Annotated in this window: 24 protein-coding genes and 1 pseudogene; 16 read left to right on the forward strand and 9 right to left on the reverse strand. The window is 73.7% G+C overall.

The window, feature by feature from the left end; all coding sequences use genetic code 11:
- Nucleotides 1–6 precede the first annotated feature (6 nt).
- Nucleotides 7–729 (reverse strand): ZIP family metal transporter, encoded by a 723-nt coding sequence (locus ACQ9ZG_RS06110; RefSeq protein ID WP_028419351.1) that lies wholly within the window; start codon nucleotides 727–729, stop codon nucleotides 7–9.
- 167 nt (nucleotides 730–896) lie between these two features.
- On the opposite strand from ACQ9ZG_RS06110, the gene cobC reads away from it, so the two are divergent.
- The gene (gene cobC, locus ACQ9ZG_RS06115; protein WP_499280068.1) at nucleotides 897–2,477 is read left to right on the forward strand and encodes an Rv2231c family histidinol phosphate aminotransferase CobC; all 1,581 of its coding nucleotides are present in this window, start codon (nucleotides 897–899) and stop codon (nucleotides 2,475–2,477) included.
- Between the two features lie 82 nt (nucleotides 2,478–2,559).
- Here the strand turns inward: cobC and ACQ9ZG_RS06120 are convergent, their stop codons facing one another.
- Both ACQ9ZG_RS06120 and ACQ9ZG_RS06125 read right to left on the reverse strand, forming a co-directional pair.
- Nucleotides 2,560–3,588, reverse strand: coding sequence for an SCO1860 family LAETG-anchored protein (locus ACQ9ZG_RS06120; RefSeq protein WP_499280069.1), 1,029 nt, complete (start codon nucleotides 3,586–3,588; stop codon nucleotides 2,560–2,562).
- Between the two features lie 333 nt (nucleotides 3,589–3,921).
- Nucleotides 3,922–4,998, reverse strand: a complete 1,077-nt coding sequence (locus ACQ9ZG_RS06125; protein ID WP_109917047.1) for an amidohydrolase family protein — start codon at nucleotides 4,996–4,998, stop codon at nucleotides 3,922–3,924.
- A 185-nt stretch (nucleotides 4,999–5,183) separates the two neighbouring features.
- On the opposite strand from ACQ9ZG_RS06125, the gene ACQ9ZG_RS06130 reads away from it, so the two are divergent.
- The 6 genes from ACQ9ZG_RS06130 (at nucleotide 5,184) to ACQ9ZG_RS06155 (ending at nucleotide 11,297) form a co-directional block, all read left to right on the forward strand.
- Complete coding sequence (locus tag ACQ9ZG_RS06130; RefSeq protein ID WP_499280070.1) at nucleotides 5,184–6,290, forward strand: pyridoxal-phosphate-dependent aminotransferase family protein; 1,107 nt, start codon at nucleotides 5,184–5,186, stop codon at nucleotides 6,288–6,290.
- A gap of 316 nt (nucleotides 6,291–6,606) precedes the next feature.
- On the forward strand, nucleotides 6,607–7,137 hold the full coding sequence (gene ectA / locus ACQ9ZG_RS06135) for a diaminobutyrate acetyltransferase (RefSeq protein WP_026237552.1): 531 nt from the start codon (nucleotides 6,607–6,609) through the stop codon (nucleotides 7,135–7,137).
- A gap of 324 nt (nucleotides 7,138–7,461) precedes the next feature.
- A complete protein-coding gene (gene ectB / locus ACQ9ZG_RS06140) occupies nucleotides 7,462–8,724 on the forward strand; it encodes a diaminobutyrate--2-oxoglutarate transaminase (protein WP_028419346.1) in 1,263 nt (420 codons plus the stop codon).
- 89 nt (nucleotides 8,725–8,813) lie between these two features.
- Nucleotides 8,814–9,212, forward strand: coding sequence for an ectoine synthase (locus ACQ9ZG_RS06145; protein ID WP_018488170.1), 399 nt, complete (start codon nucleotides 8,814–8,816; stop codon nucleotides 9,210–9,212).
- A 5-nt stretch (nucleotides 9,213–9,217) separates the two neighbouring features.
- Nucleotides 9,218–10,111: an ectoine hydroxylase gene (gene thpD, locus ACQ9ZG_RS06150; RefSeq protein WP_084996161.1), complete on the forward strand. Its 894-nt coding sequence runs from the start codon at nucleotides 9,218–9,220 to the stop codon at nucleotides 10,109–10,111.
- A 151-nt stretch (nucleotides 10,112–10,262) separates the two neighbouring features.
- Nucleotides 10,263–11,297 carry a VOC family protein gene (locus tag ACQ9ZG_RS06155; RefSeq protein WP_499280072.1) on the forward strand — a complete coding sequence of 345 codons (1,035 nt, stop codon included), beginning with the start codon at nucleotides 10,263–10,265 and terminating at the stop codon, nucleotides 11,295–11,297.
- On the opposite strand, the gene ACQ9ZG_RS06160 is transcribed toward ACQ9ZG_RS06155, so the two are convergent.
- Entirely contained in the window at nucleotides 11,273–12,343 is a 1,071-nt protein-coding gene (locus ACQ9ZG_RS06160; RefSeq protein WP_028419343.1) for an alkene reductase, read from the reverse strand. The two genes, ACQ9ZG_RS06155 and ACQ9ZG_RS06160, sit on opposite strands and share 25 nt — an antisense overlap.
- A gap of 277 nt (nucleotides 12,344–12,620) precedes the next feature.
- Between ACQ9ZG_RS06160 and ACQ9ZG_RS06165 the strand changes: the two genes are divergently transcribed.
- The 6 genes from ACQ9ZG_RS06165 (at nucleotide 12,621) to ACQ9ZG_RS06190 (ending at nucleotide 17,405) form a co-directional block, all read left to right on the forward strand.
- Nucleotides 12,621–13,127 carry a MarR family winged helix-turn-helix transcriptional regulator gene (locus ACQ9ZG_RS06165; protein WP_018488166.1) on the forward strand — a complete coding sequence of 169 codons (507 nt, stop codon included), beginning with the start codon at nucleotides 12,621–12,623 and terminating at the stop codon, nucleotides 13,125–13,127.
- A gap of 118 nt (nucleotides 13,128–13,245) precedes the next feature.
- Entirely contained in the window at nucleotides 13,246–13,806 is a 561-nt protein-coding gene (locus tag ACQ9ZG_RS06170) for an RNA polymerase sigma factor (RefSeq protein ID WP_050451677.1), read from the forward strand.
- Complete coding sequence (locus ACQ9ZG_RS06175; protein ID WP_084996157.1) at nucleotides 13,803–14,618, forward strand: zf-HC2 domain-containing protein; 816 nt, start codon at nucleotides 13,803–13,805, stop codon at nucleotides 14,616–14,618. Before ACQ9ZG_RS06170 ends, ACQ9ZG_RS06175 begins: the two co-directional genes overlap by 4 nt.
- Nucleotides 14,615–15,451 (forward strand): ABC transporter ATP-binding protein, encoded by an 837-nt coding sequence (locus ACQ9ZG_RS06180; protein WP_109917443.1) that lies wholly within the window; start codon nucleotides 14,615–14,617, stop codon nucleotides 15,449–15,451. The genes ACQ9ZG_RS06175 and ACQ9ZG_RS06180 overlap by 4 nt, the downstream gene beginning before the upstream one ends.
- Nucleotides 15,448–16,845 (forward strand): hypothetical protein, encoded by a 1,398-nt coding sequence (locus tag ACQ9ZG_RS06185; RefSeq protein ID WP_499280073.1) that lies wholly within the window; start codon nucleotides 15,448–15,450, stop codon nucleotides 16,843–16,845. The genes ACQ9ZG_RS06180 and ACQ9ZG_RS06185 overlap by 4 nt, the downstream gene beginning before the upstream one ends.
- Nucleotides 16,842–17,405 carry a hypothetical protein gene (locus ACQ9ZG_RS06190; RefSeq protein WP_028419338.1) on the forward strand — a complete coding sequence of 188 codons (564 nt, stop codon included), beginning with the start codon at nucleotides 16,842–16,844 and terminating at the stop codon, nucleotides 17,403–17,405. Before ACQ9ZG_RS06185 ends, ACQ9ZG_RS06190 begins: the two co-directional genes overlap by 4 nt.
- Before the next feature lie 193 nt (nucleotides 17,406–17,598).
- Here ACQ9ZG_RS06190 and ACQ9ZG_RS06195 read toward each other — a convergent pair whose 3' ends face one another.
- The 3 genes from ACQ9ZG_RS06195 to ACQ9ZG_RS06205 form a co-directional block, all read right to left on the reverse strand.
- Complete coding sequence (locus tag ACQ9ZG_RS06195; RefSeq protein ID WP_499280075.1) at nucleotides 17,599–18,681, reverse strand: aminotransferase class V-fold PLP-dependent enzyme; 1,083 nt, start codon at nucleotides 18,679–18,681, stop codon at nucleotides 17,599–17,601.
- Between the two features lie 84 nt (nucleotides 18,682–18,765).
- The gene (locus ACQ9ZG_RS06200) at nucleotides 18,766–19,482 is read right to left on the reverse strand and encodes a DsbA family oxidoreductase (RefSeq protein ID WP_028419336.1); all 717 of its coding nucleotides are present in this window, start codon (nucleotides 19,480–19,482) and stop codon (nucleotides 18,766–18,768) included.
- A 151-nt stretch (nucleotides 19,483–19,633) separates the two neighbouring features.
- Nucleotides 19,634–21,154 (reverse strand): aldehyde dehydrogenase (NADP(+)), encoded by a 1,521-nt coding sequence (locus ACQ9ZG_RS06205; protein ID WP_499280077.1) that lies wholly within the window; start codon nucleotides 21,152–21,154, stop codon nucleotides 19,634–19,636.
- A gap of 144 nt (nucleotides 21,155–21,298) precedes the next feature.
- Here ACQ9ZG_RS06205 and ACQ9ZG_RS06210 point away from each other — a divergent pair, with 144 nt between their 5' ends.
- The 3 genes from ACQ9ZG_RS06210 (at nucleotide 21,299) to ACQ9ZG_RS06220 (ending at nucleotide 24,753) form a co-directional block, all read left to right on the forward strand.
- Nucleotides 21,299–22,069: an IclR family transcriptional regulator gene (locus tag ACQ9ZG_RS06210; protein ID WP_109916630.1), complete on the forward strand. Its 771-nt coding sequence runs from the start codon at nucleotides 21,299–21,301 to the stop codon at nucleotides 22,067–22,069.
- Between the two features lie 91 nt (nucleotides 22,070–22,160).
- Nucleotides 22,161–23,612, forward strand: coding sequence for a peptidoglycan D,D-transpeptidase FtsI family protein (locus tag ACQ9ZG_RS06215; protein WP_109916629.1), 1,452 nt, complete (start codon nucleotides 22,161–22,163; stop codon nucleotides 23,610–23,612).
- A 205-nt stretch (nucleotides 23,613–23,817) separates the two neighbouring features.
- Nucleotides 23,818–24,753: an alpha/beta fold hydrolase gene (locus ACQ9ZG_RS06220; RefSeq protein ID WP_499280078.1), complete on the forward strand. Its 936-nt coding sequence runs from the start codon at nucleotides 23,818–23,820 to the stop codon at nucleotides 24,751–24,753.
- 78 nt (nucleotides 24,754–24,831) lie between these two features.
- On the opposite strand, the pseudogene ACQ9ZG_RS06225 reads toward ACQ9ZG_RS06220, so the two are convergent.
- A pseudogene (locus ACQ9ZG_RS06225) lies at nucleotides 24,832–24,973 on the reverse strand (LLM class flavin-dependent oxidoreductase); the annotation flags it as partial.
- A 314-nt stretch (nucleotides 24,974–25,287) separates the two neighbouring features.
- The gene (locus ACQ9ZG_RS06230; protein WP_109917680.1) at nucleotides 25,288–26,442 is read right to left on the reverse strand and encodes an LLM class flavin-dependent oxidoreductase; all 1,155 of its coding nucleotides are present in this window, start codon (nucleotides 26,440–26,442) and stop codon (nucleotides 25,288–25,290) included.
- Nucleotides 26,443–26,464 lie beyond the last annotated feature (22 nt).

A 26,464-nucleotide genomic window follows, 5' to 3' on the forward strand; every position in this document is an offset into this window, starting at 1 on the left:
CGCGGCTCACTCCGCGATGCCGACCACCAGCCAGATGAAGCCCACGCCCCCGACGGTGCAGAGAAGGGTGGAGCGGGCGGGATGGGTGTGGTGTGCCTCGGGAAGAATCTCGGCGGCGGCCAGATAGAGCAGGGCTCCGCCGAAGAATCCGAGATAGCCGCCGAGCAGTTCCTCCGGAAGGGTGAACAGCAGCGTCGTCGCGGCCCCCACGACCGGGGCCGCGGCGGCCGCGAAGAGCATCAGGAGCGCCTTGCGGCGGGCGTTCCCGTAAAGACTGGTGAGGGTGTACGTGTTGAATCCGTCGGCGAAGTCATGACTGATCACGGCCAGCGCCACGGCCACGCCCATGGAGCCGCTGATCTGGAAGGCGGCGCCGAGCGCGATGCCGTCCATCAGGCTGTGGCCGACCATCGCGGCGGCCGCCGCCAGCCCCACCTGCGGCACCCGCTCTCCGTCCGCCCCGTGTGCCACCTGGCGGGCGGCGAGCAGCCGCTCGACCAGATGGGCCACCAGGAAGCCGCCGACGAACAGCAGCAGCGCCGCGGGCACCCCGAACACCGGTGTGCCCGCCGCCTCCAGGGCCTCCGGCAGGAGGTCCAGGCCGACCACGCCGAGCATCAGCCCGCCCGCGAGGCCGAGCACCAGGTGGCGGCGGTCGGTGACGCGTTGCGCGACCCAGCCGCCGACCAGGGTCATCAGGAACGCGCCGAGCGCGACGAACACCGCCATGGGGTCTTGCTAGCCGATCGACCCCGTCGCCCGCATCTCGGTGGGTCCTTACCCGTGGCCCTCTCCCCGGCGGCCCCGCCCGCCACGGGGACCGGGCCCGTGACCGTATACGGAACAGATCCACCCCCCACCGCTCGACGTGCTTGATGTGAAAGGCCGGCCCCGCCATGACGACCCCCACCCCTGAGCCCGGTGTGCGGAACCTGGTCGTCGGGGTCGGTGCCCGGCGCGGTGTGCCGGCCGACGAGGTGTACGGCCTGATCGAGGCGGTGCTGCGCGGGGCCGGGCTGCGGATGGCCGATGTGGTGGAGGTGGCGACCGTCGACGCGAAGGCGGACGAGCCCGGGATCGTGGGGGCCGCCGCCCGGCTGGGGGTCGCGGTGCGGTCGCATCCGGCGGCGGCGCTGGCCGGGGTGCGGGTGCCGAACCCGTCGGACGCGGCCGCCGGTTCGGTGGGCACACCGTCGGTCGCGGAGGCGGCGGCGCTGATCGAGGCGGACGAGCTGGTGGTGGAGAAGTCCGCCGGAAAGGGACGTGCGACCTGTGCGGTGGCCCGCCGCTTTCCGGCCGTCCTCCCGTCATTCCCCGTTTCCGGCGAGAAAACTTCCACCCCACTCGTGACGGAAGGCCCCGGCCCGTTCACCATGGCAGCCATGAATCCCCCCACGCATCCCCCCACGCGGGACATCGAGAGCGCCGGGCCCGACCTGCGGCACCACGGCGACGCGGAGGTGCGCGGCGAGAATCTGACCGATCTCGCCGTGAACGTCCGGGCCCACACCCCACCGGAGTGGCTGCGCCAGCGGATAGCCGCGTCCCTGGTCTCGCTGGCCGCCTATCCCGACGGCACCGCGGCCCGGGAGGCGGTCGCCGAGCGGCACGGACTGCCGGTGGAGCGCGTGCTGTTGACGGCGGGCGCCGCCGAGGCGTTCGTCCTGATCGCGCGGGCGCTCCCGGCCCGCTGCCCGGTGGTGGTGCATCCGCAGTTCACCGAGCCGGAGGCGGCGCTGCGGGCGGCCGGTCACGGGGTGGGGCGGGTGCTGCTACGGGCGGAGGACGGCTTCCGGCTGGATCCGGCGGCGGTGCCGGAGGAGGCGGACCTCGTGGTGGTCGGCAACCCGACCAACCCGACGTCCGTGCTGCACCCGGCGGCCCTGCTGGAGCGGCTGGCCAGACCGGGGCGGACGCTGGTGGTCGACGAGGCGTTCATGGACGTGGTGCCGGGCGAGCGCGAGGCGCTCTGCGGGCGTACGGACATCCCGGGGCTGGTCGTGCTGCGCAGCCTGACCAAGACCTGGGGGCTGGCGGGGCTGCGGATCGGCTATGTGCTGGCCGAGCCGGAGACCGTGGCGCTGCTGGCGGAGGCGCAGCCGCTCTGGCCGGTGTCGTCCCCGGCGCTGGCGGCGGCCCAGGCGTGCATGGAGCCGCGGGCGCTGGTGGAGGCGGCCGAGGCGGCGGACCGGATCACGGTGGACCGGGCCCATCTGCTGGCCGGGCTCGCGGAGTTCAGCGAGGTGCGGGTGGTGGAGGAGGCGCGGGGGCCGTTCGTGCTGGTCCGGCTGGAGCGGGCGGCGGAGATCCGGGAGCGGCTGCGGCTGCTGGGCTTCGCGGCCCGTCGCGGTGACACGTTCCCGGGGCTCGGGCCGCAGTGGCTGCGGCTCGCCGTGCGGGACCGGACGACGACGAACCGCTTCCTCCAGGCCCTGGACCAGGCGGTGCAGGCGCTGCCCGCGCGGACGGGGCGCTGAGGGGCCCGTAGGGCGTCACGGCCCCCTCGGGGCGGCGTTCCGTCGTACGGGCGCCGCCCCGAGGTCCCCCGTAAGGCGGGGATCAGCCCTGGCTGCCGCTGCGCCGGCGCGCGATCACCGTGGCGCCCGCGCCGGCCGCGAGCAGCAGGGCCGCGCCGCCCGCGAGGTACGGGGTGGAGGAGTTGCCGCCGGTCTCGGCGAGGTTGGGCGTGGTGTCGGAGCCGGTCTGCGGCTTCGTCCCGGCACCGCCGTCGCCCTGGTCGCCGCCGGTCGAGCCGGTGGAGCCGCCCGTGGAACCGCCGTCCGAACCACCGGTGGAACCGCCCGTGTCACCGCCCGTGGAGCCTCCGGTGGAGCCGTTCGTGGCCCCGCCGTCGGTGGTGCCCGGCTTCTCGGGCTTCTTCGGGGTCTCGCAGGTGGCCCCGGCGAGGGTGACCTCGCCGTTCACCTCGGCCACGTTGAGGTCGAGCGGGTTGACCGCCACCTTGAGCTGAAGCGCCGTCGCGGCGGCCGTACGGGAGGTGGTCTCCGTCTTCGACAGGTCGAGGCTCACCTCACCGACGCCCGGCACCGCCACCCGGGTCGGCCCGCCCGCGGAGAGCGTCACCTTCTTGCCGAGCACCGCGACATGGCCGAGCACGTTGGACTCGGCGACGGGCGCCTTGCCGACCTCGCAGAACGCCTTGGAGGTGACCTTCTCGACCTCGATGAGCGAGAGCAGCGGCAGACCGGGCACGTGGACGCGGGCCTTGGCCAGGTTGGTGTAGCCCTCGGCCTTCTTCTCGTCCACGGTCGCCTCGGCCGTGGCCACGTCGGCGCGCAGCACGCTGACCGGCTTCCCGCCCTCGACACCGTCCAGGTTCACCGTCAGCGCGGTCTTCTCGGCGCTGGCCGGGGCCTGCACCTCGTTGAGCGTGACCTTGAGGGGCACCTGGACGGACTTGTTGAGGAGCGAGACGTCGAGCCCGGTACGGAGCACGACCGCGCTCGCCTTGCCCTCGCCGCCGGTGGCGGGCGTCGCCGGGGCTGCCTGCGCGGGGACGGCGGCAAACAGGGCGACGGGAGCGGCGGCGGCCGCCAGGGCAGCGAGACGGAAGGTGTTGCTGTTCAAGATGGTGGAACCCCCACAAGAGACATGGAGCCACCGGCGCAGTCCAATGGGGGACATCGCCTGTGCCGGTGGCATCGACTCCGTGAATCTTTACGCACTGTGGGTGAACTGGCGGACACCTGAAGTGAGTTCACCCCAAAGGGGGGTTTTCGCGCGCATATTCGAATCTTTCGGCACGCGCGTTCCCCCGCGCCTCGTTCCGTCACCCGTTTCCCACGGGTGAACCGAACGGCGTGCGACCGTACCGGGGGCCGCGTAAAGGCGTTCAACGAGCCGGGGGCCGGTTACGTCACCCCCGGTCAACCCGTCACCACCCGGCGCCCCGGCCCCGGCTCACCCCACCACCCGACCGTTGAGCACCACATGGCGCGGGGCCGCCAGCACCCGGACGTCGGCGCGCGGGTCCTCCTCGTACACGACCAGATCCGCCGGAGCGCCCTCCTCCAGGCCCGGCCGCCCCAGCCACCGCCTCGCCCCCCACGTGGTGGCGGAGAGGGCCTCCAGGGACGGGATGCCCGCCTTCACCAGCTCGGCCACCTCGCCCGCGACCAGGCCGTGCGCCAGCGAGCCGCCCGCGTCGGTGCCGACGTAGACCGGGATGCCGGCGTCGTACGCGGCGCGCACGGTGTCGTACCGGCGCTCGTACAGCTGCCGCATATGGGCCGACCAGCGGGGGAACTTGTCCTCGCCGCCCGCCGCGAGGTCGGGGAACGTGGCGATGTTGACCAGGGTCGGGACGATGGCGACCCCGCGTTCGGCGAAGAGCGGGACGGTCTCCTCGGTGAGGCCGGTGGCGTGCTCGACGCAGTCGATGCCCGCCTCGACCAGATCGCGCAGCGACTCCTCCGCGAAACAGTGCGCGGTGACGCGGGCGCCCAGCCGGTGCGCCTCCGCGATGGCCGCCTCCACCTCGCCGCGCGGCCAGCAGGCGGTGAGGTCCCCGGCGGACCGGTCGATCCAGTCCCCCACCAGCTTGACCCAGCCGTCCCCGCGCCGGGCCTCCCGCGCCACGTATGCGACGAGGTCGCCGGGCTCGATCTCGTGGGCGTAGTTACGGATGTAGCGGCGGGTCCTGGCGATGTGGCGGCCCGCCCGGATGATCTTCGGCAGGTCCTCGCGGTCGTCGATCCAGCGGGTGTCGGAGGGCGACCCTGCGTCCCGGATGAGCAGGGTCCCGGCCTCCCGGTCGGTGAGTGCCTGCTTCTCGGCGGTCGCCCCGTCGACCGGGCCGTGCCGGTCCAGGCCGACATGGCAGTGCGCGTCGACGAGGCCGGGCAGCGCCCAGCCCGTGACGGTCTCCGCGCGGTCCGCGCCCGGCGGCCGGTCGAAGGTGATCCGCCCGTCGACGGCCCACAGTCCGTCCCGCACCTCGTCCGGGCCGACGAGGACCCGCCCCTTCACGCGCAGCACCGGCTGCCGCTCCTGATCGCGCACCTGATCACTCATAGCGGCACTGTACGAGGCCATCGGTAGGCTGCGAGGGGGGCGTCGGGACCGAGCCGGACACCCCTGGGCGCGGCACTCCCCCGAGGGGGCGCCGACCGCTCCGCAGCACCGCCGCCCGACCACGGCCCCGATCCGAAGAGAGCCCCACCGTGACGCACCCCTTCCTCGACCTCCCGCCGCTGACCGCCGACCGCTTCGCGGCCATCGAGCGGCGGGTGGCCGCGCTCCTCGCCACCCGGCAGGACGTCGTCATCACCCAGGGCGAGGCGCTGCTGCCGCTGGAGGGCTGCATCCGCAGCGGCGCCCGGCCCGGCTCGACCGCGCTGAACGTGGTCACGGGGCCGTACGGGCAGACCTTCGGCAACTGGCTGCGGGACTGCGGCGCCCAGGTCGTCGACCTCACCGTGCCCTTCCACACGGCGGTCACCGCCGGCCAGGTCGCCGAGGCGCTCGCCGGGCACCCGGAGATCGACTTCGTCTCGCTGGTGCACGCGGAGGCGGCCACCGGCAACACCAACCCGGTCGCGGAGATCGGTGAGGCGGTCCGGGCGCACGGGGCGCTGTTCATGCTGGACGCGGTCGCCTCGGTGGGCGCCGAGCCGCTGCTGCCGGACGCCTGGGGCGTGGACCTGTGCGTGATCGGCGCGCAGAAGGCGATGGGCGGTCCGGCCGGGGTCTCGGCGGTGTCGGTGAGCGAGCGGGCCTGGGAGCGGTTCGCCGCCAACCCGGCCGCCCCGCGCCGCTCCTACCTCTCGCTCCTGGACTGGAAGGAGCGCTGGATCGACGCCGGCCGCAAGGCGCTCCCGCACGCCCCGGCGCAGTTGGAGATGCTGGGCCTGGAGGCGTGCCTGGAGCGGATCGAGGAGGAGGGACCGGACCACGTGATGGCCCGTCACGCCGCAGCCGCGGCGGCGACCCGGGCGGGCGCGGTGGCCCTCGGCGGCGGGCTGGAGCCGTACGTCCACGAGGCGCGGGACGCCGCTCCTGTGGCCACCACGCTGCGCGCCCCGGCGGGGACCGACGCCGCCGCACTGGTCGCGCGGGCGCTCACGACGGAACCCTCGCTGCCGCTCGTCGCGGGCGGCGGGGCGCTGTCGAAGAAGATGATCCGGGTCAATCACTACGGGGCGGACGCGACGCGGAGCGCGGTGCTGTCCTCGCTCGCGGCCCTGGGGGCGGCGCTCGGCGACACAGGCCGGCAGGTCGACTTCGATGCTGCCCGCCGCGCGGTCTCGGAAACCTCTCCGGACCTCTGAGCCTCTGATATTCAAAATGCGGGGAGCTGCTTTATCGAAATCAGCTCCCCGCATTCTTCTGCCCGCTTTCCCGTCCCCTAAACGCAGAAGTTTTCCCGGGGCCCGAACTTCATGATTCGGACACGTTCCGAAGGAGTTACCACCTTGTGACCGACTCCACTAGCTCGGCGTTATGCCCGAAAAATTCAGGACAAAAAGCACTGAATCGCCCCCTGATCACCCCGGGTCTCACGCACGCCTGATAACACAGACGAGCGCTCCACCCAACCCCTTGCCTCGATGCAATTTCGAAATTTGCTGGGTAAATTCAATTCACATGACCGCCGCACCAGCAGATTTTGCCCGTGCCCGAAGCGAATTCCTGAGTATCGACACGCCACGAGTGGAGGACGGAGCCGCGATCTGGCGCATCGCCCGCGACTCCGAGGTCCTGGACCTGAACTCCTCGTACAGCTACCTGCTGTGGTGCCGTGACTTCGCCGCGACGTCCGTCGTCGCCCGTGGCGAGGACGGCGAGCCGATCGCCTTCGTCACCGGCTACATCCGGCCCGACCGCCCCGAGACCCTGGTGGTCTGGCAGGTGGCCGTCGACGGAGCGCACCGCGGCAAGGGGCTGGCCGCCACGCTGTTGGACGCGCTGACCGCCCGGGTCGCCGCCGACCAGGGGCTCTCCTGGGTCGAGACGACGATCACCCCCGACAACACCGCGTCCGACCGGCTGTTCACGTCCTACGCCCAGCGGCACGACGTGGCGCTGGAGCGGGAGGTGCTCTTCGACGGCGGGCTGTTCCCCGAGGGGACGCACCTGCCCGAGGTCCTCTACCGGATAGGACCGCTCACCGGCTGAGGTGCCCGGGGCGCCACCGAGCCCCGAGGCAACGGGGCGCCGCCGCGGCGGCCCCGGGCGTCCGAGGCGCCCGGCCCCACCGGCCGGGCCACCGCCCGGCCGCCGGAGACGACCCGCCCGGCCCGCCCGGAATGCCCGGGCCCGGACGGTCCCGTACGACCGCACGGCCCGTACACCCCCGCACGACCGGCGTACCGCACCCGTACGCCCGGTCCCCCACGACTTTTCGCGCCGGCCGACCACCCGGCGCGGTCCCGGCCGCCCCGCGGGGCCGGGAGCACCGACCACACCGCCCGTCACACCCCCTCACGCAGGAGATCCGCTGTGACCATCACCCCGCCCGCACTGAGCGTCTTCGAGACCCTGGAGTCGGAGGTCCGTAGCTACTGCCGCGGCTGGCCCGCCGTGTTCGACCGCGCGCAGGGCGCCCGGCTGACCGACGAGGACGGCCACTCCTACCTGGACTTCTTCGCCGGGGCCGGCTCGCTCAACTACGGCCACAACAACCCCGTGCTGAAACGAGCGCTGATCGACTACATCGAGCGCGACGGCATCACCCACGGCCTGGACATGGCGACCACGGCCAAGCGCGCCTTCCTGGAGACGTTCCAGAACGTGATCCTGCGCCCGCGCGACCTGCCGTACAAGGTGATGTTCCCCGGCCCGACGGGCACCAACGCCGTCGAGTCGGCGCTGAAGCTGGCCCGCAAGGTCAAGGGCCGCGAGTCCGTGGTGTCGTTCACCAACGCCTTCCACGGCATGTCGCTGGGCTCGCTCGCCGTCACCGGCAACGCGTTCAAGCGGGCGGGCGCCGGCATCCCGCTGGTGCACGGCACGCCGATGCCGTTCGACAACTACTTCGACGGCAAGGTCCCCGACTTCCTCTGGTTCGAGCGGCTGCTGGAGGACCAGGGCTCCGGGCTCAACAAGCCCGCCGCCGTGATCGTGGAGACCGTGCAGGGCGAGGGCGGCATCAACGTGGCCCGCGCCGAGTGGCTGCGCGCCCTCCAGGAGCTGTGCGAGCGCCAGGACATGCTGCTGATCGTCGACGACATCCAGATGGGCTGCGGCCGGACGGGCGGCTTCTTCTCCTTCGAGGAGGCCGGGATCGTCCCGGACATCGTCACGCTGTCGAAGTCCATCAGCGGCTACGGCCTGCCGATGTCGCTCTGCCTGTTCAAGCCGGAGCTGGACATCTGGGAGCCGGGCGAGCACAACGGCACCTTCCGCGGCAACAACCCGGCCTTCGTCACGGCCGCCGCCGCGCTGGACGCCTACTGGGCCGACGGCCGGGTGGAGCAGCAGACCAAGGAGCGCGGCCTCCAGGTCGAGCAGGCGCTGCTGGCGATCTGCGCCGAGGAGCCGACCGCGCAGTTCCGCGGCCGGGGCCTGGTCTGGGGCATGGAGTTCGAGGACCCGGCGCGCGCCTCGGCGGTCTGCGCCCGCGCCTTCGAGCTGGGGCTCCTGCTGGAGACCTCGGGCCCGCAGAGCGAGGTCGTCAAGCTGCTGCCGCCGCTGACCATCACCACCGAGGAACTGGACGAGGGCCTGCGCACGCTGGCCCGCTGCGTCCGCGAGACGGCCTGACCCGGCGCGGCCGGGGCAGGCGGCAGGAAGAAGAGGCGCCCCGGGCCTCACGGCCCGGGGCGGAGCACGAGAGAAAGGCACCGCTCACCGTGATCGTCCGATCGTTCAAGGACATCGAGAACACCGACCGGCATGTGAAGGCCGCGTCCGGCACCTGGGAGAGCAAGCGCATCGTGCTCGCCAAGGAGAAGGTCGGCTTCTCCCTCCACGAGACCGTGCTCTACGCGGGCACGGAGACCTCGATGTGGTACGCGAACCACATCGAGGCCGTCCTGTGCACCGAGGGCGAGGCCGAGCTGACCAACGACGAGACCGGCGAGACCCACTGGATCTCCCCCGGCACGATGTACCTGCTGGACGGCCATGAGCGGCACACCCTGCGGCCCAAGACCGACTTCCGCTGCGTGTGCGTCTTCAACCCTCCCGTCACCGGACGGGAGGACCACGACGAGAACGGTGTCTACCCACTGCTGACCGAGGAGGCCTGAACCGTATGACCACCGAAGTACGCGCCGATCTGTACCCCTCGCGCGGCGCCGCCGAGATGACCACTCCCCGCCAGGACCCGGTCATCTGGTCGGCGCCGGGCGCGCCGGGCCCGGTCGCCGCCAAGGATCTCCAGAGCTACGAGCACGACGGCTTCCTCACCGTCGACCAGCTCATCACCCCGGACGAGGTCGCCGTCTACCGCGCGGAGCTGGACCGGCTGGTCGCCGACCCGCTGATCCGTGCCGACGAGCGCTCCATCGTCGAGAAGCAGTCGCAGAACGTCCGGTCCGTCTTCGAGGTGCACAGGATCAGCGAGGTTTTCGCCGGGCTGGTCCGCGACGAGCGGGTGGTGGGCCGGGCCCGCCAGATCCTCGGCTCGGACGTGTACGTGCACCAGTCCCGGATCAACGTGAAGCCGGGGTTCGGCGCCTCGGGCTTCTACTGGCACTCGGACTTCGAGACCTGGCACGCCGAGGACGGGCTGCCGAACATGCGGGCCGTGTCGGTGTCGATCGCGCTGACGGAGAACTTCGACACCAACGGCGGGCTGATGATCATGCCCGGTTCGCACAAGACCTTCCTGGGCTGTGCGGGCGAGACGCCGAAGGACAACTACAAGAAGTCGCTCCAGATGCAGGACGCGGGCACCCCGTCCGACGAGGCGCTGACGAAGATGGCCGACCGCCACGGCATCAGGCTCTTCACGGGCCAGGCCGGTTCGGCGACCTGGTTCGACTGCAACGCGATGCACGGCTCGGGCGACAACATCACCCCGTACGCCCGCTCCAACGTCTTCATCGTCTTCAACAGCGTGGAGAACACGGCGCAGGAGCCGTTCGCGGCACCGATCCGCCGCCCGGAGTTCATCGGGGCGCGGGACTTCACCCCGGTGAAGTAGCGGGACGTGCCACGCGCGAGGGGCCCGGGACAGCACACCGTCCCGGGCCCCCGCCGTGTACCCCGGGCCGGCTCCTCGCGCGTGACCCGTTCCCGGCCCTCGCGCATAACCCGGTGGACCGGGCCCCGGGGCAGCGGAGAGGGTGGCGGCCATGACTTCTCACGTACGGCACATCACGATCGACTGCGCCGACCCCTACGCGCTCGGCACCTTCTGGTCCCGGGTGCTCGGCGCGCCGCTGGCCCCGGACGACTTCCCCGGCGACCCGGAAGCGCTGCTGGAGACCCCCGGCGCGGCGGTCCTCTTCGTCCGGAACGACGACCCGAAGGCCGTCAAGAACCGGGTCCACCTGGACGTCCAGCCGCAGGACCGCACCCGGGACGAGGAGGTGGAGCGGCTGCTCGCGCTGGGCGCCACGCTCGTGGGCGACCGCCGCAGACCGGACGGGCGGGGGTGGGCGACCCTCACGGATCCGGAGGGCAACGAGTTCTGTGTGGAGTGCTCCGCCGCCGAGCGGGCCGCGCTGACCGGGGCCCGGCTGCCGGTGACCGCCGACGACGTGACCACCGCCGTGCGGCTCGCGGTGGACGCGCTGGCCGGGGCCCCGGCGGAGGGGTGGGACGCGCCCGCGGGGACGCTGGAGTGGACCTGCTGGGAGACGGTGGAGCACCTGAGCGACGATCTCTTCGCGTACGCCGTCCAGTTGGGCCCGCGTACGCCCCCGCTCGACGGTGAGGTGCCCTACCGGTGGGCGCCCGAGCGGCAGGGCGGGCCGTACAACGCGGTCTTCGCGGACCGGGCGGCCGGGCCCGCCGGGCTGCTGGCCACCCTGGAGGCGAGCGGTGCGCTGCTGGCCTCGATGGCGCGGACGACGCCGCCGGAGGTGCGCTCGTACCACGGGTTCGGCGTCTCCGACCCGGAGGGGTTCGCCGCGATGGGGGTGGTGGAGACCCTGGTGCACACCCATGACGTCGCGGCGGGGCTGGGGCTGGACTGGGCGCCGCCGGCCGCGCTCTGCGACCGGGTGCTGGCCCGGCTCTTCCCCGACGCCCCGGCGGGCGGCGACCGGTGGACCGTGCTGCTCTGGGCCACCGGCCGCGCCGGACTGCCGGACCACCCGCGCCGCACCGCGTGGCGGTGGGACGGGCGGCCCCCGGCGGATCAGACGGCGTCGAGCGCCGGGTAGTCGGTGTAGCCCTTGGCGTCGCCGCCGAAGAAGGTCGACGGGTCGGGGGTGTTGAAGGGGCCCCCTGCCTTGAGACGGGCGGGGAGGTCCGGGTTGGCGAGGAAGAGAACGCCGTACGAGATGAGGTCGGCGATGCCGTCGTCGATCACGGTGTGGTCCTCCGGCCCGGTCGGCCCGTCGGAGTGCACGTTGATGAGGACGGAGCCGGTGAACACCTTGCGCAGCTGGAGGGTCAGCTCGCGGATCGGCGCGTCCTCCAGGATGTGCAGATAGGCGAGGCCGAGCGGCTCGATCTCCTGGGCCAGCGCGGTGTAGACGGCGTCCGGGGCGGGCTCGTCGATGTCGTTGTACGGGTTGGACGGCGAGATCCGCAGGGCGGTACGGGCTCCGCCGATCTCGGCCGCGACCGCCTTGACGACCTCCACCGCGAACCGGACGCGGGCGCTCTCCGAGCCGCCCCACTCGTCGGTGCGCAGGTTGGTGTTGGGCGCGAGGAACTGGTGGATCAGGTAGCCGTTGGCGCCGTGCAGCTCCACGCCGTCGAACCCGGCCTCGACGGCGTTGCGGGCGGCGGCGGCGAAGTCGGCGATGGTCTGCCGGATCTCGGCGTCGGTCAGCTCGTGCGGCTCGACGAAGTCCTTGGGGCCCTCGGCGGTGTAGACCTGGCCCGCGGCCCGGACCGGGGAGGGGGCGACCGGGACGAGTCCGTCGGGGAGCAGGACCGGGTGGCCGATGCGGCCCGCGTGCATGATCTGGGCGAAGATCCGGCCGCCCTCGGCGTGCACGGCGTCGGTGACCGTGCGCCAGGAGGCGACCTGCTCGGCGCTGTGCAGCCCGGGGGTGAAGGGGTAGCCCTGGCCGACCGCGGAGGGCTGGATGCCCTCGGTGACGATCAGCCCGGCGGAGGCGCGCTGGGTGTAGTAGGCGACGGTCAGCTCGGTGGCCGTACCGCCCTCGCCCGCCCGGCTGCGGGTCATCGGGGCCATCACGATGCGGTTGGCCAGGCGGGTGCCGGCCAGGTCGATCGGGTCGAAAGCGGTGGTCATGCGAACTCCCGGGGAAAGATGGGTAATTGACCGATAAACAAAGTATGTGGTCGGCCAAGTATTGGCGCTGCCGTCACTGTAGCTCATTAATTGGCCGACCAAGGTAAAGTGTGGGCAAGCCTCGGACGCCACCGGACCCCGGAAGCCGCCGTCAGTCCCCGGACCCGCCGGGACCGGACCCGTCACCCGTCACCCGTCACCCGTCACCCGTCCGGGACCGAACACCCGTCAGGAACCACCGGAAGCGCCGCCGGAGCAGGATCGAAGGAGCCCCGCCATGAACACCGCTCACGCAGGCGCCGCGGAAGCCGCCTGTACCGACGCGCTGCCCGGAGCAGCGCTCAGCGGGCCCGTCAGCCACGCCGTCTCCCGCGTCGCCCGGCTGCACCGGATCGCGGCGGGGAAGCTGCTGAAGGGGCTGGGGCTCTACCCGGGGCAGGAGCTGCTGATGATGCACCTGTGGGACGCGGGGCCGGTACGCCAGTCCGAGCTGATCAGGACGCTGGACCTGGACCCCTCCACGGTGACCAAGATGCTCCAGCGCCTGGAGCAGACCGGTCATGTGCGCCGCCGCCCCGACCCGGACGACCGGCGGGCCGCGCTGGTCGAGGCGACGGAGGCGAGCTGCGCGCTGCACCGGGCGGTACGGGACGCGTGGGGCAGCCTGGAGGAGCACACGCTCGCCGGGCTGGACGACGGCGAGCGCACGGAGCTGACGCGGCTGCTGGCGAAGGTGGAGGCGAACCTCTGCCGGGAGACGGAGGGCTGCCCGGAAGGGAGCTGACCCTCCCGCTGGCGGCGCCCGGGTCGGGAAAGCCCCCGGGCACCGCCAGGACGCCGCCGAGGTGACCCACGTCACACGAGGAGGAAAACCCCGGGGCGGATCCCCACGTCTAGCAGGTGTGAGAACAGGCAGAAGAGCACTCGACCGGCTGGACGAGGAACAGCTCGTCCGGAGAGTGAGCAGGGGCGATCTCGCCGCGTTCGAGGAGTTGTACCGGCGCACCTCCCCCTGGCTCGCCACCCGCCTGCGCCGGCGCTGCGCCGACGAGCAGATCGTCGCCGAGGTCATGCAGGAGACCTACCTCGCCGTCTGGCGCGCGGCGGCGGGCTTCGTCGGCACCGCGACGGGCGGCACGGCCGTCGGCTGGCTGTGGACGATCGCGGCGCGGCGTCTGGTCGACGCCTTCCGCCGCCGCGCCCACCACGCCGCACCGCCCTCCGCGGCCGCTCCGGCACCGACCGCGCCGGCCGCCGAGGAGGAGGCGCTGAACGCGAGCGTCGGCGGTGACATCGGTGACGCGCTGAGCGCGCTCGCGCCGGAACTGCGCGAGGTGCTGCGGGCCCTGGTGCTCGACGGGCTGACGGTCCGCGAGACCGCGGTCCTGCTGGGGCTGCCCGAGGGCACAGTCAAGACCCGCGCACGGCGGGCCCGGATCGCCATGCGGAGGGCGCTGGCATGACCGCAGGACACGCATCACCCCACATCATCACCGCCTACGCGCGGGGCGACACGGCGCTGCCCGCCGACGTCCTGTGGGCGGTGGAATCCCATCTGGAAGCGTGCGCCGACTGCCGCGGGCTGCTGTCGGAGGCGGTGGCCGGGCAGGTGCCCGCCGTCGCGGCGCTCACCCGGAGCGTGTGGACCGGGCTCGCCACCGAGCTGGCGGCCCCGGGAGCCGGGGCGGGACGGCACGGCCGGATCCGGCCGGCGCGCTGGATGACACCGGCCGCGCTGCCGTGGCTGGCCACGGTGGTGGGCCTGACGGGGCTCGCGCTCCTGATGGACCTGGCCGGACACCGCGCCGGGGCGGTCTCCCCGGTCGTCCTGATCGCGCCCCTGCTGCCGGTGCTCGGTGTCGCCGTGTCCTGGTCGCGGGTGACGGACCCCGCCCACGAGCTGACGGTCTCGACCCCCATGGCCGGGCTGCCCCTGGTGCTGCGGCGGACCGCCGCGGTGCTCGCGGCGGTGATCCCGGCCCTGTGGGCGTCCGGCTGGGCCACCGGGGCGGGGGCGGCCCAGTGGCTGCTGCCCTGTCTGGGGTTCACGATGCTGGCCCTCGCCCTGGGCACCGTGATGGCGCTGCACCGCGCCGCCGTACTGCTCTCGGCCCTCTGGGCAGCGGTGACGGTGCTCCCGGCGCTCACCGCCCAGCACACCGGATTCCTCCTCACGGGCCCCGGGCTGCCCGTGTGGGCCGGGGTGCTCGTCCTCTCCACCGGTGTGGTGATCGGCCGGAGGAACACCTACGCCCTGCTGGGAGCCCACCGATGACCGACCGGAAGGAACAGCGCATGACCGCGTCCGCGACACGGGCGGCCGACCTCGCCCCCAACACGTACGCCTGGGAGATCCAGGCCTCCGGGCTGAAGGTGCGGGTCGGCCGGAGGAGGATGGCCGTCGACGGCCTGGACCTGTCCCTCGGCATCGGTGTGCACGGGCTGCTCGGCCCCAACGGGGCGGGGAAGACGACGCTCATCCGCACCCTCGCGACCGTCCTGCGTCCCACCGAGGGCACGCTGACCCTCCTCGGCAGGCCGGCCGACGGCGGTGGCGGACAGCGCGCCCTGCGTCGCAGGCTGGGGTATCTCCCGCAGGATTTCGGCTACTACAAGCGGTTCACCGTCCGGGAGTTCGTGTCGTACATGGCCTGGCTCAAGGAGGTGCCGAAGGCCGACACCCCCGCCGCCGTACAGCGCGCCGTGGAACGCGTCGGGCTCGCCGAGCGGGCCGACGACCGGATGAAGACCCTCTCCGGGGGCATGGTGCGGCGCGTCGGCATCGCCCAGGCCATCGTCAACGACCCCGCGGTCCTGCTGCTGGACGAGCCGACGGCGGGTCTGGACCCGGCCCAGCGGCTCCGGTTCCGGGATCTGCTGCAGGAACTGGGCACGGACACCTGCGTGCTGGTCTCCACCCACCTCGTCGAGGACGTCGCGGCCGCCTGCACCGACGTGGTGCTCTTCGCCGAGGGCCGCCTCGTCTTCCAGGGGACACCCGGCGAACTCGCCGCGGCGGGCGGCCCGGAGCACGTGGGCGACAGCCCCCTGGAACGTGGGTACTCGGCCCTGCTGCGCACCACGGGCCGGGACGGGGGCACCTGGTGAACGCCGCTCCCCTGCGCACCGAGCTGAAGAGGTCGGTCGCCCCCGTGGCCGCCCTCGCCGTCCTGGCGGGCGGCGTCGCCTACCTGTACCTGCTGGACGGTCCCTGGACGCAGCGCTCCACGGCGTGGACCGCCCAGTGGACGGCGCTCGCCCTGTGGACCCGCTCGCTGCTGGTCGTCCTGTGGCCCGTCGCCGTCGGGCTCGGGGCGCTGCAAGGACTGCGCGACCACCGCTCGAAGACCGTGGAGCTGCTGGCGAGCACCCCCCGGCCGCTGCTCCACCGCACCGCGGTACTCGCGGGCGCGCTGGCCCTCGCGGTCGTCACCGCCTTCGCCCTGATCGTCCTGTCCGGGGCCGTGCAGGTCATGGGCAACGCCACCTACGTCCATCCGCGCTGGTTGCCGATCGTCCTCGTCGGCGCGCTGTCCCTGGCCGCCGGAGCCGTGCTCGGTCTGGGAGTGGGCAGGGCCCTGCCGTCCCCGTTCACCCCGCCCGCCCTCGCCATGGCCGCCTTCGCGTTCGTCGTGCTCCTGGGCGACCTGCTCGGGCAGCGGCGGCTCGTCACCGACCAGGGGATCCCGTACACCGAGCCCAACCGGCTCTCGCTGCTGTCACCGGCGGTGGGCGAGGTACGGGACGTGCTGACCACCCTGGCGCCCTCCGTCCACCTGGGGCAGAGCGCCTGGCTGCTGGGCATGGCCGCCACCGGGCTCGCGCTCCTGATGGCCTCGACGCCTCGCGGACGGCTGCTGGCCGGTGTTCCCCTGCTGGCGGGGCTGGTCCTTGCACTGTCCGTGCTGCCCACGGACCTCCGCCGGATGTACGTCGCCGACGGATCCGCCGCGCGCCTGGTGTGCGAGGGCCCGGTCTGCGTCACCCAGGTCCAGCGGCGGCAGCTCGCCGGGCTGGCCGGACCGGCGGGCACGGCGCTGTCGCTGCTCGACCGGAAGCTGGGCCCGGACGCGCCCCGTGCCGTCCAGGAGGACACCGCCTCCCCGACGGTCGGCACACCGCCGCCCCGGCGGCGGGCGACGGTGCTCTTCCGCTTCGACGACCCCCTCTTCGCCGGGGCGCGCGGGGAACGGCTGACCCGTGCGGTGATCGCCCAGAGTCTGGTGCCCGACTGCTCCCTCCTGCCCCCTTCCTGGGGCGGATCCGTCGCGATCGACGACGTCATCGCCCAGTCCGTCGCCACCCGTTGGGTGACCGGTCACCCGCAGCCGCTGCCCGGGGCGCTGCCGCCCGACGCGGCGGAGCGGGCGGAGTCGGCGTGGCGGGCCCTCGCGGCGCTCCCGCCCGGGGAGCAGCGCGCCCGCGTCCGGGCGATGCGTGAGGTCACGCACTCCTGCCAGGGCGAACCGCTGGCCGCGCTGGAAGGCGGTACCGCCCGATGACCCCGCTGGTCCTGTACGCGCGCTCACGCCACGTACCCGCCTGTGCCCTCGCCGTCCTGGCCGGCGCCGCGCTGCTGTGGGCGTTCACCCACGACGCGGGCGGACGGGCCGCCGATCCGCGGACCGGGGCGTTCGTCCTGGCCCTGGGCGCGATGGTCGTCTCCGTCGGGTTCGGCGGCCGGGACCACGCCCTGGACCGCACCGCCGCGATCCGGTGGTGGCCGAGGCGCGCGGCCCATGTGCTGGTCGCCGCGGGGGCGGTCGCGGCGGCCGTGACGGCGGTCCAGGCGCTCGGGGACTCCGGTGTCCCCCTCGCCCTCACGGCCCGCAACGCCCTCGGGCTCACCGGCCTGGCCGCCGTGGGCGCCGTCCTCGCGGGCGCGCCGTACGCCTGGACGCTGCCGTTCGGCTGGCTCGTCCTCGCCTTCGTCGCCCCGCCCTCCATGACGGTGACCGCCTGGATGCTCATGCCTCCCGGTACACCGTCGAGCACCTGGACGGCCCTCGTCCTCGGCACCGCCGGTACGGTCTCCTACGCCCTGGCCGGGCCGAGGCGGTAGCCCGGGGGGCCCGCCCCGGCCCGCCCCGGCCCGTGCGCCCGGGGCGTGCGGGCCCTTCGGCCCCGGTGCCCGCCGCCCCGGGCGCACGGCGCCCATCGGTCCCGGGCCCCCGCTCCGCGACCCGCCCCGGCGGCCCCCGGCCTTGCGGACCGGACCCCGCCCGGGGCGGGTCGCGGAGCGGGGCCGAGCCTCCTCAGGCGGGCAGGCCGGGCTCCCTGCGGCCCAGGACCTCCAGCGCCCGGTCCACATCCGCCTCGGTGTTGTAGAGGTGGCAGGAGATGCGCAGGTTGCCGGCGGGCGCCGAGACAGCGATCCCGGCCTCGGCCAGCTCCGGCTGCCGGCCCTCCAGCCCCGGCACGGAGACGATCGCGGACTCCCCCGCCACCACCTCGTACCCCCGCTCCACCAGTCCCGCGCGCAGCCGGGCGGCCAGCGAGGTGGCGTGGGCGTACAGCGCGTCGGTGCCGATCTCCCCGAGCAGCGCGAGGGAGTGTTCGGCCCCGTGGTACGAGAGGAAGGCGGGCGGCTCGTCGAACCCCCGCGCCCCGGGGGCCAGATGGTCCAGCGGACCGTAGTTGCGGGTCCAGGGCGCGCCTGCCGCGACCCAGCCCGCGAAGAGCTTCGGCAGGGTCTCCTGCGCCTCCTCGGTGACGGTGAGGAACGACGTACCGCGGGGGCAGAGCAGGAACTTGAAGCCGCCGGCGACGGTGTAGTCGTACGCCCCCGCGTCCAGCGGGAACCAGCCCGCCGACTGGGTGGCGTCCAGCAGGGTCCGGGCCCCGTGGGCGGCGGCGGCCGCGCGGACGGCGGCGAGATCGGCGACCCGGCCGTCGGCCGACTGGACCGAGGAGAAGGCGACGAGCGCGGTCGTGGGGCGTACGGCGTCGGCCAGCTCCGCGAGGGGGGCGTACCGCATCCGCAGATCGCCCCGGAGTGCGAACGGGCTCACGACAGAGGTGAACTCCCCTTCGGGCACGAGGACTTCGGCCCCGGCCGGGAGCGAGGCGGCGATCAGCCCGACGTGGACGGTGACCGAGCTGCCGGTGGCGACCCGGTCCGGCCGGACCCCGGCCAGCCGGGCGAAGCCGACCCGGGCCGCCTCCACCGCGTCGAAGCTGCCCGCGCCGGTCCGGCGGCCGACGGCGTTCTCGTCGGCGAGGGCCTTGACGGCGGCGATGGTCCGGCGGGGCAGCAGCCCCCAGCTGGAGGTGTTGAGGTAGGTGACCTCGGGCGCGAACTCGGCGGCGGCGGCCCGGCTGAGCGGAGAGATCGTCATACGCTCAGCCTGGAGCCGCCACACCTCATAGTCAATGACTGAATTTTACGTTGCGAACCCAAGGATTCCTTATGGTTGAGGGGTTCAGCCGCGCGGGACTTCGCAGGCGCCGTCCGTGTCGCAGGCCTCCGCGTCGCCGCCGACGGTGGTGAGGGCGGTGGCCGGGCGGTCCTTCCAGGCCTGCTCCAGCGCCTGGACGAAGACCTCGGTGGGCTGGCCGCCGGAGATGCCGTACCGGCGGTCGAGCACGAAGAACGGCACCGCGTTGGCGCCCAGTTCGGCCGCCTCGCGCTCGTCCGCCCGGACCTCGTCCGCGTACGCCTCGGGGTCGGCGAGCACCGCCCGCGCCTCCTCGCCGTCGAGCCCGGCCTCCACGGCGAGGGCAAGCAGGACGTCGTCGTCGAAGACGGACCGCTCCTCGGCGAAGTTGGCCCGGTAGGCGAGGGTCAGCAGCTCGTCCTGGCGGCCGCGGGCCTTGGCCAGGTGCAGCAGCCGGTGGATGTCGAAGGTGGAGCCGTGGTCCCGGCCCTCGGTCCGGTACCCGAGCCCCTCGGCCCGCGCGTTGGCCGCGACGTTGGCCTCCATCCCGGCGGCCTCCTCGCGGGTCCGCCCGTACTTGGCGGCCAGCATGTCGATGACCTGCTCCCGCTCGCCCTTGGCCCGCCCGGGGTCCAGCTCGAACGACCGGTGCACGACCTCGACCCGGTCCCGGTGGGCGAACTCGGCGAGCCCCTTCTCGAAACGGGCCTTGCCGATGTAGCACCAGGGACAGGCGATGTCCGACCAGATCTCGACGCGCATGACTCTTCTTCTCTCCAGGGGCCGCGGACGGGCGCGGCGGACGGTGTGCGGGCGGGGCGGGCGCGGTGGGCGAAGAGGCTCTCCGCCGTACCGGCCTCTCGGTCGAACACCGGACATGACCTGGTCATTCCCGGGAACCGTCCGGCCGGGCTCAGGCCCGGCGGCCGTCCACCCGCCGGGGCAGTCCCAGGGGGTTGTCCTCGCGCAGCTCCGGCGGGAGGAGCGCGTCGGGCGTGTTCTGGTACGTCACCGGGCGCAGCCAGCGCTCGATCGCCGTCGCACCGACCGAGGTGGTGGGCGAGGTGGTGGCCGGGTACGGGCCGCCGTGGTGCTGGGCGGGGGCGACGGCGACGCCGGTCGGCCAGCCGTTGACCAGGACGCGCCCGGCGAGCGGGGTGAGGGCGGCCAGCAGCCCGGCCGCCCCGGGGTCCTCGCCCTCCGTCGCGGTCTGGAGCGTGGCGGTGAGGTTGCCCGGGAGCCGGGCGAGCACGGCGGCGGCCTCGTCCCGGGTGGCGTACCGGGCGATCACGGTGACCGGGCCGAAGCACTCCTCCAGGAGCGCGTCGTGCGGGCCCTCGGCCGTCAGACGGCCGGCGGGCACCGTGAGGAAACCGGCCGAGACGGTGTGCTCACCGGCCGCGCCGGGGGTGACGGGCGCCTCGACGCCGGGGAGCCCGGCCCTCTCCCGTACGCCCGCGAGGAACGCGTCCCGCATCCGGTGGTCCAGCATCACGCCGGAGCCGGTGGAACTGACCGTCTCGGTGAGGGCCTTGACCAGGTGGTCGCCCGCACCGCCCACCGGGGCGAGGACGAACCCCGGCTTCGTGCAGAACTGGCCGGTGCCCAGGGTCATGGAGGCGCCGAGCCCCGCGCCGATCTCCGCCGCCCGCTCGGCGGCGGCCGCCTCGGTGACCACGACCGGGTTGAGCGAGCCGAGTTCGCCGTGGAAGGGGATCGGGACGGGGCGGGCGGCAGCCGCGTCGAACAGGGCCCGGCCGCCGCGCACGGAGCCGGTGAACCCCGCCGCGCTCACCAGCGGGTGGCGGATCAGCCCGACGCCCGCGTCGAACCCGTGGACCAGGGTCACCACGTCCTCGGGCAGCCCGGTGCGGGCGGCGGCGCGGCGGAGGACCGAGGCGCAGAGTTCGGAGGTGGCGGGGTGGCCGGGGTGGGCCTTGATCACGACCGGGCAGCCCGCGGCCAGCGCGCTGGCAGTGTCGCCGCCGGGGACGGAGAAGGCGAGCGGGAAGTTGCTCGCCGCGTAGACGGCGACGACCCCGAGCGGGATCTTCCAGCGGCGCAGGTCGGGCCAGGGCGGGGTGCGGGAGCCGTCCTCGTGGTCGATGCGGATGTCGAGGTGGCCGCCCTCCTCCACCACCTCCGCGAAGGACCGCAGCTGGGCGGCCGTGCGCGCGAGTTCCCCGGTGAGGCGGGCCGGGCCGAGGGCGGTCTCCGCGTCGGCGGCCTCGATGATGTGCGCGCCGGACTCCTCCAGCAGCTCCGCCGCCGTACGCAGGAACGCGGCGCGTGCCGTGCGGTCGGCCAGGGCGTCCCGTACGGAGTGGGCCGCCCGGACCGCCCGGTCGACCTCCTCGGCGGTGGCCTCCACCGCGACCTGTTCACGCGGGTTCCCGCTGCGGGGGTCGACGCTCCAGACTGGTGCTGTGCTCACCGTGGTTCCCCTCGGGTCCTGGAACACCGGCCGGAAACGTTCGTTATTCTGAACGGAGTTCCTGATCGTGAATGTCCTCGGACTCTATTTCCGGGCCTTCCGTGTTGGCAATGGCCGCAGAAGCCGAAGAAGGAGCGTGGGGCGATGTCGGTCGCCGAGTCCGGTGGGGCACCGGTCAAGTCCGCGGTACGCACGGTGGAGCTGCTGGAGTACTTCGCGGGGCGCCCCGGGATGCACTCGCTCGCCACCGTGCAGGAGGCCGTGGGCTACCCCAAGTCCAGCCTCTACATGCTGCTGCGCACCCTGGTCGAGCTGGGCTGGGTGGAGACGGACGCCACGGGCACGCGGTACGGGATCGGGGTCCGCGCCCTGCTGGTGGGCACCTCCTACATCGACGGCGACGAGGTGGTGGCCGCTGCCCGCCCCACCCTGGACCGGCTGGCCGACGACACCACGGAGACCATCCACCTGGCCCGGCTCGACGGCACGAGCGTGGTCTACCTCGCCACCCGCCAGTCCCAGCACTATCTGCGCCCCTTCACCCGGGTCGGCCGCCGGCTCCCCGCCCACTCCACCGCGCTCGGCAAGGCCCTGCTGGCCACCCACACCGACGAGCAGGTCCGCAAGCTGCTCCCCGAGACGCTGCCCGCGCTGACCGAGCACACCGTCACCGACCGCGAGCGGCTCATCGAGGAACTGCGCCTGGTCCGTGAGCAGGGGTACGCGGTGGACCGCGAGGAGAACACCCTCGGCCTGCGCTGCTTCGGCGTGGCGATCCCGTACCGGACCCCGGCCCGCGACGCGGTCAGCTGCTCGGTGCCGGTCGCCCGGCTCACCCCCGCCCATGAGCAGACGGTCAAGGACGCCCTGCTCGACGCCCGCGACCGGCTGACGCTGGCGACGCGCAGGCTCTGACCCCGCAGCCGGGGTCCGCGCCGCGTGAGAAACCGGTGAGAAGCGGCACAAGCGGGAACGCGCGGAACGCCCCCGCTCGTCCTCCAGCGGGATGAACAAAACCATCAGGCGCGCTTCGGTCTGCTGCCTGCTCGCGGTGCTCGCCCTGCTGGTGCGGGCGACGTGGGTGCAGGGCTACCAGGCCAAGGCGCTCGCAGACGACGAGCACAACCGGCGGAACACCATCGCGCAGTACGCGCAGCCGCTCGGGGACATCATCGTGGCCGGTTCGCCGGTCACCGGATCGAAGGGGACCAGTGGCGGCGACCTCCGGTACAAGAGGACCTACACCCAGGGCGAGCTGTACGCGGCCGTCACCGGCTACAGCTCGCAGGCGTACGGGGCGACCCAGCTGGAGGGCATCTACAGCCATGTCCTGGACGGCACGGACGACCGCCTGAAGAACCCGGCCGACCTGATCACCGGCAAGCAGGCCGCCCCGGGCAACGTCCTGACCACCATCGACCCGGACGTCCAGAAGGCGGCGTACGAGGCGCTCGGCGATGACAAGGGCGCGGCGGTGGCCATCGACCCGAAGACCGGCCGCATCCTGGGCATGGTCTCCACCCCCTCGTACGATCCCTCCACGATCAGCGGTACGGACGACGGCGACACCTGGAAGAAGCTGCTGGCCGACGAGGACAAGCCGCTGGTCAACCGGGCGCTGCGGCAGCCGCTGGCGCCGGGCTCCACGTTCAAGCTGGTGGTCGCGGCGGCGGCGCTGGAGAACGGGCTGTACGGCTCGGTCGACGAGGCCACCGACAGCCCCGACCCGTACACCCTCCCCGGCACCCGGACGGTCCTGCGCAACGAGAACGCCTCCGCCCCCTGCGAGAACGCCACCCTGCGCACCGCCCTCCAGTACTCCTGCAACAACGTCTTCGCCAAGACGGCGGCCGACCTCGGCCAGGACAAGGTCAAGGCGATGGCGGACGCGTTCGGGTTCGACACCGAGAAGCTCGACGTCCCGGTGCGGGCGGCGAAGAGCGTCTACCCGACCGGCATGGACCAGGCGCAGACCGCGCTGACCGGCATCGGCCAGTTCGAGGTCACCGCGACCCCGCTCCAGATGGCGATGGTCACCGCGGCCCTCGCCAACGGCGGTGAGCTGGCCGCCCCGCACATGGTCTCGTCGGTGACGGACGGCGACGGCTCGACGCTGGAGGAGACCGGCGACGGGGAGACCGAGCGGGTGGTGAAGGAGTCCACCGCCGAGCAGCTGCGCAGCGCGATGGTGACCGTCGTCGAGGAGGGCACCGGCACCAACGCGAGGATCGCCGGGGCCGAGGTCGGCGGGAAGACCGGGACCGCGCAGAACGGCGTGGACAACAGCAACACCCCGTACGCCTGGTTCACCTCGTACGCGAAGGACGACAGCAGCGGCAAGGAGGTCGCCGTCGCGGTGATCGTCGAGGACTCCGGCTCGGCGCGCTCCGAGGTCAGCGGCAACGGGCTGGCGGCGCCGATCGCCCAGAAGATGATGAAGGCGGCGCTGGAGCGGTGAGCGGGACGGGCGGGATCCCGGGCGGGGCACCCCGGAACCCCGGCGGCACACCGCTGAACCCGAGCGGCGCGCCCCTGGACCGGAGCGGGACACTCCGGAACCCGAAGGACACACCCCGCCGCTCGACTTAGGTTACCCTTGCCTTACTTGGCGCCCCGGACGGTCCCGGGGCGCCAACGTACGGACGTGCGCGGGAGGTACGGGGATGGGTCCGGCGGAGCACGGTACGGGGCCCGGCACCGACGCCCCCGTCCACAGCCAGGGCGAGGCGGGCCTGGCCCGCACCCGCGACGGGCGCGAGCTGTACTACCAGCGGCTGCCGGGTCCGGCCGGGGCGGAGACCGTGCCCACCGTGGTCTTCGAGGGCGGACTCGCCGCCGGGCGCTCGTACTGGGCGGGGGTCCAGGCAGCCTTGGCCGATGTCGTGCCGACGGTGGTGTACGACCGCAGCGGTCTCGGCCGCAGCCCCGCCGCCCCGCCCGGGGTCTCCCGCCGGCTGCACGCGCTGGCCGACGACCTGGGCGATCTGCTGGACCACCTGGACGGTCCCGACGGCGACTGTCGGGGCTCGTACCTCCTGGTCGGGCACAGCTGGGGCGGGCCGCTGGTGCGGCTGACCGCGGCCGCCCGGCCCGCGCGGGTGGCCGGGCTGGTGCTCGTGGACCCCTCGGACGAGGCGTGCGAGCTGCTGTTCCGGCCCGCGACGCGGCGGGCCGAGCGGGTCGGCCAGCTGGCCACGGTCTGGCTGGCCCGGCTCGGACTGCTGGGCCGCGCCTACCGCTCGCTCACCGCCGCCCTGCCGCCCGACGCCGCCGCCGACATGAACGCCGAGGGGTTCACGGTCGCCATGACCCGCACCCGGGGCCGCGAACTGGAGGACGCGGCGGGCGACCTGCGGGCGCTCCTGGAGAACCCGCCGGGGCTGGCGGGGCTGCCGGTGACGGTGGTGTCGGCGGGGCGGGTCTCCCCCGGCATGCCGAAGGCCGTACGGGAACGGGCCACGGTCTCGCACGCGTACCGGGCCCGCCGGTCGCCGCACGGACGGCATGTGGTGCTGCCGGAGGCGGACCACATGGTGGTGACCACCTCGGCGGCGGAACTGGCGGAGGAGATAAGGCGGTTGGCCCTCCGCGGCCGGTGACTCCGCCCCGCACCCCTGCCGCCTGGCGCGCCGCGTACCGCACCCCGTACTCCTGCCGCTCGCAGCCTGCCCCCGCCTCCCGCCTCTCCTCCAGATGCGGGTAGCCGGAGAGCACGAACTCGTCGATGCCCAGGGCGTGGTACTCCCGGATCCGCTCCGCGACCTCCGCGTGGCTGCCGACCAGGGCCGTGCCCGTGCCGCCCTGGCGCAGCCCCGCCCCGTATCCCTGCCGCCTGGCGCGGCCCTGCCGCGCACCGCCTACCGCACACCGTGTTCCCGCCACTCGCCTCCTGCCCCGCCTGCCGTTTCCCGCTCCTGCCGCTCGCCGCCTGACCCGCCTCCCGTCTGCCGTCTGCCGTCTGCCGTCTGCCGCCCCCGCCTTCGGCCCTCCGCCACTCGACTTCCGCTCCCGCCGCTCGCCGCCTGACCCCGCCTCTCACCTCCCGTCTCCCGCGCCTGCCTTCGGCCCTCAGCCACTCGACTTCCGCCGAGGTCCCGCTTCCTGCCGAAGTTTCACCTCCCCCGGAGCCCTGCCTACCGCGCCGCGCCCGCGAACGGGATCTCCGTGGCGGGCGCCGGGCCGACCGGGCCCGCCGGGTGCGCCCAGAGGCCCGCCTCCGCCAGCCGGGGCAGCACGCCCTCCCCGAACCAGTACGCCTCCTCCAGATGCGGGTAGCCGGAGAGCACGAACTCGTCGATGCCCAGGGCGTGGTACTCCCGGATCCGCTCCGCGACCTCCGCGTGGCTGCCGACCAGGGCCGTGCCCGCGCCGCCCCGGACGAGGCCGATACCGGCCCACAGGTTGGGATGGATCTCCAGCCCGTCCCGGCCGCCGCCGTGCAGCTCCAGCATCCGTCGCTGGCCCTCCGACTCGCTGCGCCGCAGCCCCTCCTGGACCGAGCGCACGGTCTCCGGGTCGAACCCCGCGAGCAGCCGGTCCGCCTCCGCCCAGGCCGCCCCGGAGGTGTCCCGGGTGATCACGTGCAGCCGGATGCCGAACCGCAGGGTACGGCCCTGCCCGGCGGCGAGCTTCCGTATCCAGGCGATCTTCTCCGCGACCTGGGCCGGGGGCTCGCCCCAGGTGAGGTAGACGTCCGCGTGGCGGGCGGCGACCTCACCGGCGGCCGGCGAGGAGCCGCCGAAGTAGACCTCCGGCACGGGGTCGGGAAGCCGGGTGAGCCGGGCCTGCTCGACGCGCAGGTGGTCGCCGTCCAGGTCGACGGTCCTGCCGTCCCACAACTGCCGGACGATCTCCAGGAATTCACCGGTGCGGGCGTAGCGGGCGTCCTTGTCCAGGAAGTCGCCGTACGCGCGCTGCTCCTGGCTCTCGCCGCCGGTGACGACGTTGAGCAGCAGCCGGCCGCCGGTCTGGCGCTGGTAGGTGGCGGCCATCTGGGCGGCCAGGGTCGGGGAGACGAATCCGGGGCGGAAGGCGACCAGGAACTTCAGCCGCTCGGTGTGCTGGCTGACCATCGCGGTGGTGAGCCAGGCGTCCTCGCACCAGGCGCCGGTGGGGGTGAGCACCCCGGTGAAGCCGACGTCCTCGGCGGCGCGGGCGATCTGGGCGAGGTAGCGGACGGTCGGCGGGCGGTCGCCGCCCGCCGCCGTGACCGGGGTTCCGTGGCCGCCGCCGACGACATGGCGGCTGTCGCCGTTGGTGGGCAGGAACCAGTGGAAGGTCAGGGACATCGTTTCTCCGAACAGGGGATGG

It is taken from the genome of Streptomyces araujoniae, from assembly GCF_050871195.1.
Classification (GTDB): Bacteria; Actinomycetota; Actinomycetes; order Streptomycetales; family Streptomycetaceae; genus Streptomyces; species Streptomyces bacillaris.

Excerpts from the sequence above, each read along its gene's own strand:
- ACQ9ZG_RS06110 (WP_028419351.1), bottom strand. The coding sequence starts at position 729 with ATGGCGGTGTTCGTCGCGCTCGGCGCGTTCCTGATGACCCTGGTCGGC.
- cobC (WP_499280068.1), top strand. The coding sequence starts at position 897 with ATGACGACCCCCACCCCTGAGCCCGGTGTGCGGAACCTGGTCGTCGGG.
- ectA (WP_026237552.1), top strand. The coding sequence starts at position 6,607 with ATGACCGCCGCACCAGCAGATTTTGCCCGTGCCCGAAGCGAATTCCTG.
- thpD (WP_084996161.1), top strand. The coding sequence starts at position 9,218 with ATGACCACCGAAGTACGCGCCGATCTGTACCCCTCGCGCGGCGCCGCC.
- ACQ9ZG_RS06155 (WP_499280072.1), top strand. The coding sequence starts at position 10,263 with ATGACTTCTCACGTACGGCACATCACGATCGACTGCGCCGACCCCTAC.
- ACQ9ZG_RS06160 (WP_028419343.1), bottom strand. The coding sequence starts at position 12,343 with ATGACCACCGCTTTCGACCCGATCGACCTGGCCGGCACCCGCCTGGCC.
- ACQ9ZG_RS06165 (WP_018488166.1), top strand. The coding sequence starts at position 12,621 with ATGAACACCGCTCACGCAGGCGCCGCGGAAGCCGCCTGTACCGACGCG.
- ACQ9ZG_RS06175 (WP_084996157.1), top strand. The coding sequence starts at position 13,803 with ATGACCGCAGGACACGCATCACCCCACATCATCACCGCCTACGCGCGG.
- ACQ9ZG_RS06180 (WP_109917443.1), top strand. The coding sequence starts at position 14,615 with ATGACCGACCGGAAGGAACAGCGCATGACCGCGTCCGCGACACGGGCG.
- ACQ9ZG_RS06190 (WP_028419338.1), top strand. The coding sequence starts at position 16,842 with ATGACCCCGCTGGTCCTGTACGCGCGCTCACGCCACGTACCCGCCTGT.
- ACQ9ZG_RS06195 (WP_499280075.1), bottom strand. The coding sequence starts at position 18,681 with ATGACGATCTCTCCGCTCAGCCGGGCCGCCGCCGCCGAGTTCGCGCCC.
- ACQ9ZG_RS06200 (WP_028419336.1), bottom strand. The coding sequence starts at position 19,482 with ATGCGCGTCGAGATCTGGTCGGACATCGCCTGTCCCTGGTGCTACATC.
- ACQ9ZG_RS06210 (WP_109916630.1), top strand. The coding sequence starts at position 21,299 with ATGTCGGTCGCCGAGTCCGGTGGGGCACCGGTCAAGTCCGCGGTACGC.
- ACQ9ZG_RS06215 (WP_109916629.1), top strand. The coding sequence starts at position 22,161 with ATGAACAAAACCATCAGGCGCGCTTCGGTCTGCTGCCTGCTCGCGGTG.
- ACQ9ZG_RS06220 (WP_499280078.1), top strand. The coding sequence starts at position 23,818 with ATGGGTCCGGCGGAGCACGGTACGGGGCCCGGCACCGACGCCCCCGTC.
- ACQ9ZG_RS06230 (WP_109917680.1), bottom strand. The coding sequence starts at position 26,442 with ATGTCCCTGACCTTCCACTGGTTCCTGCCCACCAACGGCGACAGCCGC.